This is a genomic window from Mesorhizobium sp. LSHC420B00, from assembly GCF_000503055.1.
Lineage (GTDB): Bacteria > Pseudomonadota > Alphaproteobacteria > Rhizobiales > Rhizobiaceae > Mesorhizobium.
This window is the reverse complement of record NZ_AYVY01000002.1, coordinates 791,627-806,333: the sequence shown is the minus strand read 5'-3', so window position 1 is coordinate 806,333 and position 14,707 is coordinate 791,627. Positions and strand designations below refer to the sequence as shown.

Sequence of the window (14,707 nt, the reverse complement as noted above, 5' to 3'; positions counted from 1 at the left end):
CGCGTGCGGCAGGCGCTTGCGGCGCCGGACGCAGGTTGCGCTGTTCCGAACTGTCGGCGCTGCGGCCAGATTTGGCAACGATTTCAGAAAGTTCCTTCAGCGCGTTGATCTGCTCGGAAACGGCACGGCGGATAGCCGTGGTTGATTCCTTTGCCTCTTCCGGCATCTCGATGACGCCTTTCTTGAGCTCGGCTCGGGTGAGGTCGAGCTCGCTCTTGATCGAGCCGGCGGTGCGCCGCATTTCCTCGGTCGCATCGGCAAAGCGCTTGGTAGCCGAATCGACCACTTCGGAAATCGCGGCACGGATCTTGTCGGCGGATTCCAGCGTCTTGCCTTCGGCGTTCTGCAGCGTCTGGCCGACCAGATTCTCGAACGAGCGCATGACCCGTTCGAGATCTTCCGACTTCTTAACAAGGCCGACGGCGAGGTCCTCCAGCGACGATTGCCTTTCGAGCGTGTGCTCGAGGTTGCTCTGGGCCGAGCTCAGCAGATCCGAGGCGCTGGACAGCAACCGGCTGTGCTCGTCGAACTTGGTGGCGATAGAGGCAACCTCGCGCAAGGTCGAGGACGACAGCTCGGTGAGCCGCGTCGTGTTCGAATCGACAAGGCGCGCCGAGCTGGCGAAAGTCTGGGCGGTCTTTTCCGTGGTCGCCGCGAAGCTTTGCGTGCTCCCAGTCAGGCGTTCGTCGACCTGGCCGAGATTGGTCGCCGCCTGCTCGATCAATTGACCGAGCTGCGAGCTGGAGGCGGTCATGCGGCCGATGAGGTCGGCAACGCTGTCGGCAAGCGTCGAGCGCGCGCCTTCGACGGCCGACAGAGTTTCGGCCGTGCGGCTGGCGAGGGCGTCGACGAGGGCGGCGTTTTGAGTGCGCAGCTTCTCTGTCGCACGTTCGGTGACCTCTTCCATGCTCTTTTGCAGCTCGGAGCCGCCCTGGGCGAAGCGCTCGACCAGAGGCCGTGCCGTCTCGTCCAGGATTTTCGATATTTCGGCCGAACGTGCCGCAAGCATCGTACTGAGCTCGCGAGTATTGGCACCGATGGTCTTTGCAGCGTCGTTGGTGCTCTGGCCGATATGCTGGCCGACCGCGGTGAAGGTTTCGGCGATCGTGTTCGCACGCGAGACTAACTGCGCCTCGGCGTTCGAGACCTGTTCGTTGAGCTTTTGGCCCATTGTCTCGGCAGTGTAGGCGAGGCGGTTCTCGACGCTGGCGACCTGCTCCTCGACGCGGGCCGCTGTGGCGGCAGCACTCGAGGCCAGGCGTTCGTCGGCACCGGCAAGCAGCTGCTCGATTTCACGGGCATGGACGGCGAGTTCCTGGCCAGTCTGCCTGGCGCGTTCGGCAACCCGCTGCTCGGTGCTGGTGAAGGCACCGACAATGTTGTCGGCATGTTCGCCGATTGCGGTGCTGCTGTCGGCGATACGGGACACCAGGCGATGATCGGCCTCCTCGAAGATGCGGCCGATCTCGGACGCACGTGCCGAAAGTGCTTCGGAGCCTTCGGCAATGCGCGAAATAAGTTGCTGGTCGGCGGCATCGAAAATGCGGCCGAGATCCGACGCACGTGCCGCGAGAGCTTCGGCGGATTCGCCGATGCGCACGCCCAGCCGCTCGTCAGCTGTTTCGAAATTGCGCAAGATGTCGCCGGCACGTGCAGCCAGCGACTGGGCCGTTTCGATGGCGCGAGAGACCAGCCTGTGGTCCGCCGCGTCGAAGGTACCGGCAATCTCACTTGCTCGGGTTGCCAGCTGATCGGCCGTCTCCTGGGCGCGCGCGAGCAAGGTGTTCGACGTGTCGTCGGCGCGGGCAATCAGTGCGCTCGACGTATCCTCGGCGCGGGCGGCGAGGCGACGATCCGCCTCCTCGAAGGTGCGGGCGATGTCCTCCGCCCTGGCGAGCAGAGCGGCCGAGGTCTGCTCGGCGCGCTCGGCGATCTTGCGGTCGGCATCGCTGAATGCAGCGCCCGCCTGCTCATGCAGAGCGCTGGTGACTTCCATGACCTTCTCGCGCAGCGCCCCGGCGACGAAGACCGCGCTTCTTTCGAGCACACTGCGAACGTTGTCGACACCCGTCGACAGCGCCCGCTCCATGGTGCTGGCGCGCTCCTCGATGATGCCTGTCTGCCGGCTGAACGCCTGCTCGATCTTTTCCACGTCGGCAGCGATGGCATCGGAGATGTCGGTGCTCCTGGCGGCGATCTGGTCGATATGGCCGGACAGCGAACGGTCGACATCCTTGCGCGTGTCGGCGAGCCTGGAGAGATCGTCCTGCAATGCGCGGGTCAGCATGTCGCGGCCCTCGGTCAGCTTGCCGACATGACCGGCGACAATCTCGTCGACCTCGCTGCGGCTCAATGCAAGCCTCTCCAGATCGGCTTCCAGAGCGCGCCTGAGGATGTCGCGGCCTTCGGCAAGCTTCTCGACCTGGCCGGCAACCAGCCCATCGATGCTCGAGCGGCTTTCGGCCAGCTTGGCGAGATCGTCCTCGAGCGCCTTCGACAGGGTCGAGCGGTCCTGGACGAGCTTCTCCGCGTGGGTAGCGACAAGGCTGTTGACGTTGCCAAGATCGGCCTCTAGGGCGCGCGAAAACTGTGCGCGATTGTCGGTTAATAGCTGCGACTGGTCGGCGATGGCGCCCCTGATCGTGTTGAGATCGGCCTCCAAAGCGCGTTTGAGGATGTCGCGGCCTTCGGCCAGTTTCTCGACCTGGCCGGAAACCAGCCCGTCGATGCTCGAGCGGCTTTCGGCCAGCTTGGCGAGATCGTCTTCCAGCGCGCGCTTGAGGATGTCGCGGCCCTCGGCCAGCTTCTCGACCTGACCGGAAACCAGCCCGTCGATGCTCGACCGGCTTTCTGCCAGCCTGGCGAGATCGTCCTCGAGCGCCTTCGACAGGGCCGAACGGTCCTCGGCGAGCTTGTTCATATGTTCGGAGACGACGCCCCGCACGGTCTCGAGATCGGTCTCCAGTGCGCGCGACAGCTGACCGCGATCCTCCGCCAGCTTCTCGGATTGACTGGCAATGACGCCCTTGACGGTGCTCAGATCGGCTTCCAGAGCGCGTTTGAGGATGTCGCGGCCCTCTGCCAGTTTTTCGACCTGGCCGGCAACCATCACATCGATGCTCGAGCGGCTTTCGGCCAACTTGGCGAGATCGTCTTCGAGCGCCTTCGACAGCGTCGAACGGTCTTCCGCGAGCTTGTTCATGTGATCGGAGACAACGCCGCGCACAGCCTCCAAGTCGCTCTCCAGTGCCCGTGACAGCTGGCCACGGTCTTCCGCCAGCTTTTCGGACTGGCCAGCGATGACGCCCTTGATCGCGTTCAGGTCCGATTCCAGCGCGCGCTTGAGGATATCGCGGCCTTCGGCAAGCTTCTCGACCTGGCCGGCAACCAGCCCGTCGATGCTCGACCGGCTTTCGGCCAGCTTGGCAAGATCGTCTTCAAGCGTCTTCGAAAGCAGGCTGCGATCATCGGCGAGCCTGCCCGAATGATCGGCGATCAGACCTCTGATGTCGGACAGGTCGTTCTCGAGCGACTGGGAAAGACCGCTGCGGTCTTGCGCCAATTTCGCCGAATGGGCCTCGATGAGGCCATTGATGCCGGCGATGTCGGATTCCAGCGCACTGGCGAGTATGGCGCGACCCTCGGCGATCTTTTCGACTTGACCGGCGACAAGGCCGTCGATGCTGGCGCGACTGTCTGCCAGCTTGCCGAGGTCGGCCTCGAGCGCGCGCGAAAGAATGCTGCGGCCTTCGGCGAGCTTTCCGACGTGCCCGGCAACCATTTCATCAATGATCGTGCGGGCTTGTACGAGTTTTCCAGAGTCTTCGTTCAAGGCCTGGGCGAGCCGGTTGCGGCCCTCTTCAAGGCTTTCTAGATGGCTGCCCAGCGAAGCGTCGATCGCTGCACGCGATTCGTTGACCTTGCGCAGATCCTCTTCAAGGGCGCGCGAGATCAGGCCGCGGCCTTCGGCAAGCTTCTGCACCTGGTTGGTCACCGCCGCATCGATTTCGGCGCGGCCCTCGGCGAACTTCGCCAGATCGGCCTGCATTGCCGCCGCCATCCGGTCGCGGCTTTCGGAAAGTTTGCGGCTGTGGTTTTCGACGGCTTCCTCGATGCCGGCGCGAGCATCCGCAAGCCGCTGGATGTCCGTATCGAACGATCGCGATACGACATGGCGCGCCGCTTCCATGCGCCCGGCGAAATCGCCGGCGCGGGCTTCGAGCATGGTCGAGGTCGATGAGATGATGTCGGCCATGTCGGCGCCGATCTGGGTCTTGCCCTGATCGATCATCGCCGACAGCGTCTCCTTGCTATCCTGGAAGGTGTGGGCGATTTCGCGCGCGCGCTCGACCAGCGTCTCGTTGATCTGGCGTGCGCGAGCCTCCAGCGCGGCGTTGAGCTTCTGCGTACCGGTGTCGAGCGCCTCGGCGCGGGTCTGGAACTCGCTGATCAGCGCCTGGCCACGTTCGGCAAGCGTCCGCTCGATGCCGTTGAGGCTGGCTTCGAATTCGGAATTGAGTGTGCGCGCGGCACCGCCGAGCAGCGACACCATGCCGGTCGTGCGGTCGTCGAGCAGGTCGGTCAGCGACCGCGTCAGGCCATCGGTGGTGTCCGTCAGCTTGGCGATGCGGGTGTCGAGCAGGCTGGCGAAGGCCTCGCCCGACGTCGACAGCCGGTCGGTGATCGATTCGAGCCGGCCTTCCACCGAATCGAAGATCGACATCGAGCTCCCGTTGATCCTGTCGATCAGCGTGTCGCCGGATTCGTTGATCGTCATCGACAGCTTGGTCGAGGCGTTGAGAATGCTGTCGCGAATGATATCGCTGGCGGCGTTGATCTCGTCCTTCAGCGTCTCGTGGGCACCGGTGATCGAGGCGCGCACACGCTCGGCATGGGTGACGACCGCTTCGCGCTCGCTGCCCAGCCCGTCGACCAGCGAGCGGATGCGGGACTCGTTCTCCGAATAGGAGCGCTCGATCTGGTTCACCTCGCTGTGAACCAGCGTTTCGAGCTCGACGGCGCGCGCAAGCGTGCGTTCGATGCCTTCGCCCATGGCCGCCACCTCGCGGCGAACCGCTTGGCCGATCATCATGACGCGATCCTGGGCAAGATTTTCCGGCTCGGCCAGACGGAAGGCCACCTCGGTCATCGACTGCGCGGCAAGGCGCATCTCCTGAGCGCGGCGAATCATCACTGCGAATGCCCAGAACAGGATGACGGGCACGATTGCCGCGACCGCCAGGCCGATCAGCTCGGGACGGGCGAAAAACTGATCGAAGGTGCGGATGTTCCAGATGCCAGGTCCGAACAACAGGTTCGCGAGGCCACCGGCGCCGGCGATCCAGGCCAGCGAAACAAAAGCCACGACCCAATAGATCGTGTTCGAGGCGCGCCGGTTGAGGGTGTGCAGGAGCGTCTTATAGTCTTTTTGACGATCGTCGTTGGCCGGCGAGAAAGCTGGCGGCTGCGAGCCATTGCGCGTTGCGACAGGACGCAACTCAGCCGGCTTGGCTTTTGGCGCGGGATTTAGGTTCTGGCTTTGATTGGCGGCGGGTGCTGCATTCTGGGCCTGGTCGGGGGCAGGCGCCTCGTTCTGGCTGCGGCCTTCGCGCGCCAGTTCGTCGGCGGCTTGCGATATCTGCGCTTCCAGATCTTCCATGGATGCCGCGATGTCGAAGTCGCCGCCGGCATCGCCGCTCAGATCGATATCAAGTGCCTTTTCGAGTTCCCTGGCTACGTCGCTGTCGAGCGTTTTTGTCGTCGTTGGTTTCTTCGCCATGCCTTCGCTACCCTGTACAAGCTGCCGCGGGACTTATGGTTGTGCTTATTGATTCTGCCTAGCGTGTCCCGCGCAGGAGGCTGAAAATGGACCTGTCGTATCGTAATGACACAGCGGGGTAAAGAAAACATGCATTCCGTCCGATACGTAAAACTTTAAATATAAGGTTAACACAGCCGTGATTCCGGCGCCGTTATCGCGACATTTTTCCGGGTCAATCATTAACCCGTTGTCCACCGGATACGCCTATTTTTTGCGGCGGTCGAAGAACGGAGTCTCAAAGTGATACGTGGCGAAAACGGCATTGCCTTCTCGATGCCCGGCGGTGACGTGTCAGGGACAGCTGGGGCGCGGCCGATCGATCTGGCGCATCTTGCGCGCCAGACGATGGGCGATCGGAGCCTCGAGCAAGAGGTGCTGGCACTGTTCGTGCAGCAGGCGCTATCGGTGCGCGACAAGATCGTCGATGCGGATGTCAGGCAGCGGCTGCTACTGGCGCACGGGCTCAAAGGCTCGGCGCGCGGGGTCGGCGCCTTCGCCATTGCCGATTGCGCCAGTGCGATCGAATGCCGGCCCGACGACGCCAGCACGCTGAAGCGCCTTGGCTCACTGATCGAAGAAGTGCGCGACTTCGTCGCCGCCATCAGCCGATAGAACTTATTCCCAAAACGCCACGCAGCGGCGCTTTCGCGCCGCAGTTGACTTGTCTGGCAGAGTGATTATGTCGGCTCAGACTCCCTTCAGGTGACAAATGACCAAGCTGACCTTCATCGCCCATGACGGCACGCATTTTGACGTGGATGCCGAAAACTGCTCGACCGTCATGGAAAATGCGATCCGCAATGCGGTGCCGGGAATAGAAGCGGAATGCGGCGGCGCCTGCGCCTGCGCGACCTGCCATGTCTATGTCGACGAAGCCTGGACGGCGGAGGTCGGCGAGCCGGAAGCCATGGAAGAAGACATGCTGGACTTCGCCTACGACGTCCAGCCGAATTCGCGGCTGTCATGCCAGATCAAGGTGCGCGACGCCCTCGATGGGCTGGTCGTGCGCGTGCCGGCCCGCCAAGGCTGAAGCCGATTTTTGCGGCTGCCGCTTGGCAGCGGACCAATGGTCATGCAGTGTCGCGCCGTTTTCCCATAAAGGCGCATGCTTCATGACCGCTATCACCAAGACGGACGTACTCATTGTCGGGGCAGGGCCTGTCGGCCTGTTTGCCGTATTCGAGCTCGGCCTCTTCGACATGAAGTGCCATCTGATCGACATACTCGACCGGCCCGGCGGGCAGTGCGCCGAACTCTACCCGGAAAAGCCGATCTACGACATTCCGGGTTGGCCCTCGATCTCGGCGCAAGGTCTGGTCGACAAGCTGCTTGAGCAGATCGCGCCGTTCAAGCCCGAATTCACCTATAACCGCATGGTTTCGAGCCTGGAAAGGCTGGAGGACGGCAGCTTCCGCGTCACTACCGACGAAAACGAGGTGTTCGAAGCCAAAATTGTGGTGATTGCCGCCGGCGGCGGCTCTTTCCAGCCGAAGCGGCCGCCGATTCCAGGCATCGAACCCTATGAAGGCAAGAGCGTGTTCTACTCGGTGCGCCGGATGGAGGACTTTCGCGGCCATGACCTCGTCATCGTCGGCGGCGGCGATTCGGCGCTCGACTGGACGCTGAACCTGCAGCCGGTGGCCAAGAGCGTGACGCTGGTGCATCGGCGGCCCGAATTCCGGGCAGCGCCCGACAGCGTCAACAAGATGTATGCCATGCAAGAGATGAAGCAGCTGGAATTCCAAGTCGGACAGGTGACGGGCCTGACCGGCAGCGACGGCCAGCTAGCCTCCGCCACGATCAAGGGGCCGGAGGGCGATGTCGAAGTGCCGTGCACGCGGATGCTGCCATTTTTCGGCCTGACGATGAAGCTCGGCCCAATCGCCGAATGGGGCCTCAATCTCCACGAAAACCTGATCCCGGTCGACACCGAAAAATTCCAGACGTCGGTGCCCGGCATCTTCGCCGTCGGCGACATCAACTGGTACCCCGGCAAGCTGAAGCTGATCCTGTCGGGCTTCCATGAGGTCGCTCTAATGGCACAGGCAGCCAAGCGCATCATCAGCCCCGGCGAGCGCATCGTGTTCCAGTATACGACTTCGTCGACCAGCCTGCAGAAGAAGCTCGGCGTGGTCGACTGAAGCTCGCCGGATTTCACCAGGCCGGTCTACTCCGCCAGGGCTGGGGCCGAAGCCTCGGCATGGCCGCGAAGCGTTTTCTCCGGCATCAGCCAGAGCGTGATGAACGACAGCAGCAAGGTCGCGGCGGCGGCAAGAAAGATCATCACGAACGGCGTGGCTGAGGCGATATGGCCGGCCGTCTGCGTGCCTTCGCTGGCCAGCGGCAGCCCGTAACCAAGGGCGACGGCACCAAGCATGGCGACGCCAAGCGCACTACCCAGCGAGCGGAGGAAGGTGAGAACGCCGGTCGCCACGCCAAGGTGCATGCGATCGACGGCGTTCTGGACCGAGACAGTGGCAACCGGAAAGGTCGTGCCTGTGCCCAGGCCTATGCAGGTCGTCAACACCTCGACAAGCAATAGCGAGGCATGCCCGGCGACCAGGCTGAGCACGCCGAGGCATAGGATCGAGAAAACAGTTCCGACCATGGCAATGCGCTTGTAGTGGAAAAAGCGTGGGATCATTCGCGCGCTGAATGTCGCACCGGCCACCGTGCCGAGCATCAGCCCAAGCAACGCGGTGCCAGATTCGCTGACTGACAGGCCGACGACCGATTGCAGGTAGACCGGCAGATAGACCGACAAGCCGACATTGGCGGCCTGCAGCAGGAACATCGACAACGTGCCGGCGAGAACGATCGGATTGCCGAGCACTTCCAGCGAGATCAGCGGTTCGGCCGCGCGCATCAGCCGCAGCGCGAACGCGCTCCAGAACACCGCTGAGCAGGCGAGCAGTCCAAGGATTTCACGCGACAGCCACGGATACTCGCTGCCGCCCCAGTTCAAGGCAAGCAGCAGCAGCGAGGTGGCCGCGACCAGAAGCAGCGCGCCGAGGCCGTCGATGCGGTGATGTTTTGCGGCGATCGGCAGCTTCTTGAGCGGATTGTTAATGATCGCCATCGCCAGCAGGCCGAGCGGAATGTTGATCCAGAAGATCAGCGACCAATGCAGATGTTCGGCGAAGGTGCCGCCGAGCAGCGGCCCGGCGATGCTGGCGACGGCCCAGGTGCCCGAAATCCAGGCGGCGTAGCGAGCCCGCTCGCGCGGCGGCACGAGGTCGCCGATCACGGTCTGCGTCAGGGCGAAGAGCCCGCCGCCGCCGGCGCCCTGGATCGCCCGGCCGACAACCAGGACCAGCATGTTGGGGGCCGTGGCGCTGACCAGCGACCCGGCGAGAAAGATCAGGATTGCCGCATAGACGGTCGGCCGGCGGCCATAGATATCGGAGATCTTGCCGTAGAGCGGCGCCACTGCGGTCGCGGTCAGAAGATAGCCGGTTACGATCCACGGCAGATATTCGGCATGCCCGAGCAGACGTGCCATCGTCGGCATCGCCGGCGCGACGATGGTCTGGTCGAGCGCCGCCAGCAGCATTGACAAAAGCACGCCGCCGATGATGGCGTTTTTCTCGGTTTCGGTCAGCGGCGTGCTGGTTTCCACCATCGCTTGCTTGTCGATAGCCTGGTCCATATCCGTTCATCCATTATGCCTGCGTGCACTTCCGCGACGGGCTGGGAAGCATCTAGTACGCCGATTGGCGTTTGCCGGAGGCTGATCCCTGCGAACCTGGCATATGTCGTTCGCTATAGGCCGATTTCGACAGCGGCTCGAAAGTTTTTCGAAGCTGGCACTATGCTTCGCCAAATTGGCTTTGTTCCAAATTTGGCTTTGTCCGACGCGGAGTTCAGCCGGGAGCGAGCCGTCCATTCTCAATGCGCTCGATGCGATAGTGCAAAAGCCGCAGGATGCGGCTTTGGAAATTGACGCTTTCCACACGATCGAAGCGCATCTGGTCCTGGTCGTGCTTGGCAAGCATGGCCGCTGTAATTTTCGCGGCCTTGGCCTTGGCCAATTCGCAGGTCTTTTCAGGGTAGCTCGCCTTCAAGGCGTCTTCTAGTTCGCGGCCATGGTTCTTGGCAATCTCGACGTGGCGTTCCTCATGGCGCTTGATGTCGGCGGACAAAGTCTCCCAGAACAGCTTGACGCCTGCATCGGCTTTGCGCGGGCGGCGCCACTCGGGAAGGATAACCTTGACCTTGACGGTAACGGCAGCGTCGGCAATCCAGCACGAGCCCGGCTTTTGCGCATAACTGACGCGGGTGGTGAACGCCATCTGGGTGGCGCCGGGATGCCGCGACCCGGTGCTTTTCACCTGAGGCCCGAGTTTCGACAGCTGGGTCCCGATGTCGTCGAGCGTCCTGCCGCCGATCGGGAAATAACTATATGTCTTGACGAGAGTCGTAGCGCCGGCCGGGAATGCGGTCAGAGCGAGCATCAGGGCGCAGAGGAGGGATCGTTTCATCGTGTTGCCTCTTTGCCCACCTTGCTTTACCGCCGTCTCCGGCGCAACGGAATTGATCCCCGGTCATGACGTGGGATCGAACATGGTTGATGGGCAATGATGACAGGGCGATGGCAGCTGGCGCATGGGCGCCATCTTGACCTTGGCGGCAAGGCCATCGTCGTCGGCATCCTCAACGTCACGCCGGACAGTTTTTCCGACGGCGGGCTGTTCGATGCCCCGGAAAAAGCGGTGGACCAGGCGCGCCGTATGGTGGAGGAGGGAGCCTCCGTCATCGACATCGGCGGAGAATCGACGCGTCCCGGTGCCTCTCCGGTGTCTGCAAAGGAAGAGCAGGCCCGCATAGTGCCCATCATCGAGGCGCTCGCGACGTCTGGCGGAACGCTGATCTCGGTCGATACCTATCGCCAGGATACGGCGCGGCTTGCCGTCCAAGCCGGTGCACATATCGTCAACGACGTCTGGGGCCTGCAGCGCGAGCCGGGCATTGCCAGCGTCGCTGCCGAAACCGGCGCCGGCCTTGTCATCATGCACACGGGACGGGACCGGCAGAAACTGCCCGACGTGATTGCCGATCAGCTCTTCTTCCTCAGGAAGTCGCTGGAAATCGCGCAACGGAGCGGTGTTGCCGACGACCACATCGTGCTCGATCCGGGCTTCGGCTTCGCCAAGGAGACAGCCGCGGAAAACCTTGACCTGATGGCACGGTTTTCCGAGCTTCGTGCGCTGGGCTTTCCGCTGATGGCCGGCACATCGCGAAAGCGCTTTATCGGCACCGTCACCGGCCGCGACGCAGCGGCAAGGGGCGCCGGAACCGCCGCCACAAGCGTCATCCTGAGGCTCAAAGGCGCGCATCTTTTTCGCGTCCACGATGTCGCAATCAACGTGGATGCGTTGGCTATTGCCGATGCTATGCTCGCACGTGAGATCGGGGAAAGCTGAGCCATGTATGTCATCCGCATGAAGAACTGCGCCTTCTTCGCCCGGCACGGTGTGCTGGACGAAGAGGAGACGCTCGGCCAGCGCTTTTATGTCGATGCGGCGCTCACGGTAGACCCCGGGCGGGCGCTGGTCGACGATTCTATCGAGGACACCGTCAATTACGGCATCGCCTTTGCGGTCATCGAAAAGATCATTACCGGCGAGCGGCGCTTTCTGATCGAAGCGCTGGCGCTCGAAGTGGCGAGGGCGCTGACGGCGCGGTTTCCGCAGATCAAAAAGGCCGAGATCACCGTGCGCAAGCCGAACGCCCCGGTGCCGGGTGTGCTCGATCATGTCGAGGTGACCGTTGTCTGGCCAGAATAGTAACAACAACACCGTCTATCTCAGCCTTGGCGGCAATCTCGGTGATCCGGCGAAGTCGATGGCTGCGGCACTGGGCATTCTGGATGCCGACGAGAGCACGCGCGTCGTTGCCGTTTCGTCGCTCTACCGAACGCCGCCCTGGGGCAAGCTCGATCAGCCGGATTTCCTCAATGCGGCGGCCGAGATCTCGACCGCGCTTGCGCCGCGGGCTTTGCTCGACCTTTGCCTCGACGCCGAGCGAAAACTGAAGCGGGTGCGGGAGGAGCGCTGGGGTCCGCGCCTGATCGACATCGACATTCTGGTGTTCGGTGACCGCATCATCCACGAGACCGGACTGGAGGTGCCGCATCCGCGCATGCTGGAGCGCGCCTTCGTGCTGGCACCGTTGGCAGAAATTGCACCGAAGCTTGTGGTCGACGGCAAGAGCGTGTCGGAGCGACTGGCCGCCGTCGACACGTCGGGTATTGAACGGCTGCCGTCAGGCCGGAAATGGTGGAAGACCTGACGCTGCCGCCATTGGTGGCCGAAAATCAGCCGGAAAACCCACCACCGTCGAGGAACATTTGTTCGTCCGGTGTCGTCTCCCGGCCAAGCATCCTGTTTCGGTGTGGAAAGCGGCCGAAGCGCTGGATGATGTCGCGGTGTTCTACCGCATATTTCAGATAGGACGGGGCTTTGGCGGCGGTAAGCTCCATCGATTTGAGCTGATCGGCGAGATCCTCCGAATGCTCATAGGGCAGATAAAGAAAGACGCGGAGCTCTTCGTCGAGCGCCAAGTCATGGCCGGCAGCGATCGCCTTCCCGGCAAAATGCCGCGCCAGCGGGTCCGTGGCGTACATGTGGCCAGTGCCGCGAAAGCAGTTTCGCGGAAACTGGTCGAGCAGGATCATCAGTGCCAGCGACCCTTCGGCGTGTTCGGACCAGCCGTCGCATTCGCGGCGGGCGGCGGCGAAGTGCAGATCGAGAAACCGGGTGCGGAAGTCGGCATCAAAAGCGTCGTTCTTCTCGAACCATGCGTCCTCCCCGGCGTGGCGCCAGAATCTGGTTACGGAGAGCGCGCGTTCGTCCAGTTCATCCATCATTCGCATCTTCCCAAGGATTAATCGGCCGGCTCGGATTTCTGCAGCACGCCGGCGGTTTCCTCATTGAGCGCCTGACCCGCGCGGCGTGGTGTGCTGAGCGGCGTCGGGATGGGGGTGCCAATATTGCCTTTGAGGAAGCGCCGTCCGGCGCGGATGCCTTCGGCCTGTTGAAGCTCGAAACGGGCAGCGTCGCGGCGGCGGACGTCCTCGACTACCTCGGCGACCTCTTCCGGGTCGACGCCGAGGGCTTCCAGCGTCGAGCCGCCGAAGACAAGCGCCGATTCGAACGTCTCGCGGAGCTGATAGTCAACGCCGGCACGGATGAGCTGCAACGCGGTGCCGCGGTCGAACGCCCGTGCCAGCACTGTCAGCAAGGGAAACTCCGCCTTGATCAGTTCCGCGATGCGCACGGCGGCATCGGGCTTGTCAACGCAGATCAGCACGGCGCGTGCCCGCCCGGCTCCCGCGGCTCGCAGGATGTCCAGCCGCGTGCCGTCGCCGTAATAGACCTTGAAGCCGAAATCGGCCGCTGCTTGGATCATTTCGACCTCGTTGTCGATGATCGACACGTCGATGCCGCGCAACAAAAGCGGCTGGCTGGCGATCTGGCCGAACCGGCCAAAGCCTATGATCAGCACGCTGCCGGTCAGGCCGTTGGCGACATCGACGCCTTCAAGCGACTGCTCGTCGCGCGGCGTCAGATACCGCAGTGCAATGATCGCCAACGGCGTCAGCACCATGGAAATGATGACAATGGCGGTCAGCATCGCATTGGCTTGGCCGTCGATAATGCCCACCGCAGCCGCCGCGGAATAGAGGACGAAGGCGAATTCGCCGCCTTGCGCCATGAAGACGGCGCGCTCGAGCGCTTCCCGATGGTCGGTTTTGAGGACGCGGGCAACGATATAGATGCCGATCGCCTTCATCACCATGTAGGCGACGACATAGATGGCAATGAGCTGCCAGTTGACGACGACGACATGCAGGTCGAGCGACATGCCGACGGCGAGGAAGAACAGCCCGAGCAGAATGCCGCGGAACGGTTCGATGTCGGCCTCCAGCTGGTGGCGGAAGGTCGATTCCGACAAAAGCACGCCGGCCAGGAAGGCGCCCATGGCCATCGACAGGCCGGAAAGCTGCATGGCGAGCGCTGACCCGAGAACGACCAGAAGGGCAGCTGCGGTCATCACCTCACGGGCGCGCGCATCCGCCAGGATACGGAAGAACGGATTGAGCAGATAGCGCCCGGCAACCACCAGCCCGACGATCGCGGCAAGGCCGATGCCGACCTCCGTCAACCTATCCGACAGGCTCATATCGGCGCCGCCCGGCGCGAGGAAGGCGATCAGCGCCAGCAGCGGCACGATGGCCAGATCTTCCAAAAGCAGGACCGAGACGATGCGCTGGCCCTTGGGCGTTGCCAGGTCGCCGCGTTCTTCCAGCAATTGCATGACGATTGCCGTCGAGGTGAGTACGAAACCGGCGCCAGCGACGAAGGATTGCGCGATCGGGAAACCTCCCGCCAGGCCGACGCCGGTCAGCAGAACCGCGCAGACGCCGACCTGCAGCGCACCAAGCCCGAAAATCTCGCGGCGCAGGCCCCATAGGCGTGACGGCTGCATCTCCAGCCCGATGATGAACAGGAACATGACGACGCCGAGTTCGGCGACATGAAGAATGGCTTCCGATTCGGAAAAGACGCGCAGCCCGAATGGGCCGATCACGACGCCGGCCGCCAAATAGCCGAGGATGGAGCCAAGTCCCATGCGCCTGAAGATCGGCACCGCAACGACGCCGGCGGCAAGCAGCGCCACCACCTGGATCAGATCGCTGTTCGATGCCTCTGCCGCCATGCCTGCCCTTCCGCTCTCCTGGGAGTCAAGCGGCCAAGATAGGGGCTTCGGAGCGGATCGAACAGTGTGAATCCGGCGCATTGTGCAGGCGATATTGCAGGCGCACTGCACAGGATAATGGCCTTCCAGGCGTTGCTTGTTTTCGCTATCCGGCGCTAAGGACGC

The 14,707-nt window shown here is 63.0% G+C and carries 11 protein-coding genes; 6 read left to right on the top strand and 5 right to left on the bottom strand.

Annotated features, from left to right (window positions below; genetic code table 11):
• Positions 1–5,779, bottom strand: a 5,779-nt coding sequence (locus X760_RS47805) for a kinesin (RefSeq protein ID WP_023717832.1), incomplete at its 3' end; no start/stop codon positions are given.
• 285 nt (positions 5,780–6,064) lie between these two features.
• On the opposite strand from X760_RS47805, the gene X760_RS47800 reads away from it, so the two are divergent.
• The 3 genes from X760_RS47800 (at position 6,065) to X760_RS47790 (ending at position 7,962) form a co-directional block, all read left to right on the top strand.
• Entirely contained in the window at positions 6,065–6,433 is a 369-nt protein-coding gene (locus X760_RS47800) for an Hpt domain-containing protein (RefSeq protein WP_023717831.1), read from the top strand.
• 97 nt (positions 6,434–6,530) lie between these two features.
• Positions 6,531–6,851 carry a 2Fe-2S iron-sulfur cluster-binding protein gene (locus X760_RS47795; protein ID WP_023717830.1) on the top strand — a complete coding sequence of 107 codons (321 nt, stop codon included), beginning with the start codon at positions 6,531–6,533 and terminating at the stop codon, positions 6,849–6,851.
• 82 nt (positions 6,852–6,933) lie between these two features.
• Entirely contained in the window at positions 6,934–7,962 is a 1,029-nt protein-coding gene (locus tag X760_RS47790; RefSeq protein ID WP_023717829.1) for an NAD(P)/FAD-dependent oxidoreductase, read from the top strand.
• A gap of 26 nt (positions 7,963–7,988) precedes the next feature.
• Here X760_RS47790 and X760_RS47785 read toward each other — a convergent pair whose 3' ends face one another.
• Positions 7,989–9,470 (bottom strand): MDR family MFS transporter, encoded by a 1,482-nt coding sequence (locus tag X760_RS47785; protein ID WP_023717828.1) that lies wholly within the window; start codon positions 9,468–9,470, stop codon positions 7,989–7,991.
• Between the two features lie 214 nt (positions 9,471–9,684).
• A complete protein-coding gene (locus X760_RS47780) occupies positions 9,685–10,302 on the bottom strand; it encodes a DUF922 domain-containing protein (protein ID WP_023717827.1) in 618 nt (205 codons plus the stop codon).
• A gap of 96 nt (positions 10,303–10,398) precedes the next feature.
• Between X760_RS47780 and folP the strand changes: the two genes are divergently transcribed.
• Genes folP through folK form a run of 3 tightly spaced genes read left to right on the top strand, consistent with a single transcriptional unit; the run spans position 10,399 to position 12,112 of the window.
• Positions 10,399–11,244, top strand: a complete 846-nt coding sequence (gene folP / locus X760_RS47775; RefSeq protein ID WP_023717826.1) for a dihydropteroate synthase — start codon at positions 10,399–10,401, stop codon at positions 11,242–11,244.
• Positions 11,245–11,247: 3 nt separating this feature from the next.
• Positions 11,248–11,607 (top strand): dihydroneopterin aldolase, encoded by a 360-nt coding sequence (gene folB, locus X760_RS47770; protein WP_023717825.1) that lies wholly within the window; start codon positions 11,248–11,250, stop codon positions 11,605–11,607.
• The gene (folK, locus tag X760_RS47765) at positions 11,591–12,112 is read left to right on the top strand and encodes a 2-amino-4-hydroxy-6-hydroxymethyldihydropteridine diphosphokinase (RefSeq protein WP_023717824.1); all 522 of its coding nucleotides are present in this window, start codon (positions 11,591–11,593) and stop codon (positions 12,110–12,112) included. The genes folB and folK overlap by 17 nt, the downstream gene beginning before the upstream one ends.
• Positions 12,113–12,137: 25 nt before the next feature.
• On the opposite strand, the gene X760_RS47760 is transcribed toward folK, so the two are convergent.
• Both X760_RS47760 and X760_RS47755 read right to left on the bottom strand, forming a co-directional pair.
• Positions 12,138–12,686 (bottom strand): DUF924 family protein, encoded by a 549-nt coding sequence (locus tag X760_RS47760; RefSeq protein ID WP_031193615.1) that lies wholly within the window; start codon positions 12,684–12,686, stop codon positions 12,138–12,140.
• A 20-nt stretch (positions 12,687–12,706) separates the two neighbouring features.
• Positions 12,707–14,542, bottom strand: coding sequence for a monovalent cation:proton antiporter-2 (CPA2) family protein (locus X760_RS47755; protein WP_023717822.1), 1,836 nt, complete (start codon positions 14,540–14,542; stop codon positions 12,707–12,709).
• Between the last annotated feature and the right edge of the window lie 165 nt (positions 14,543–14,707).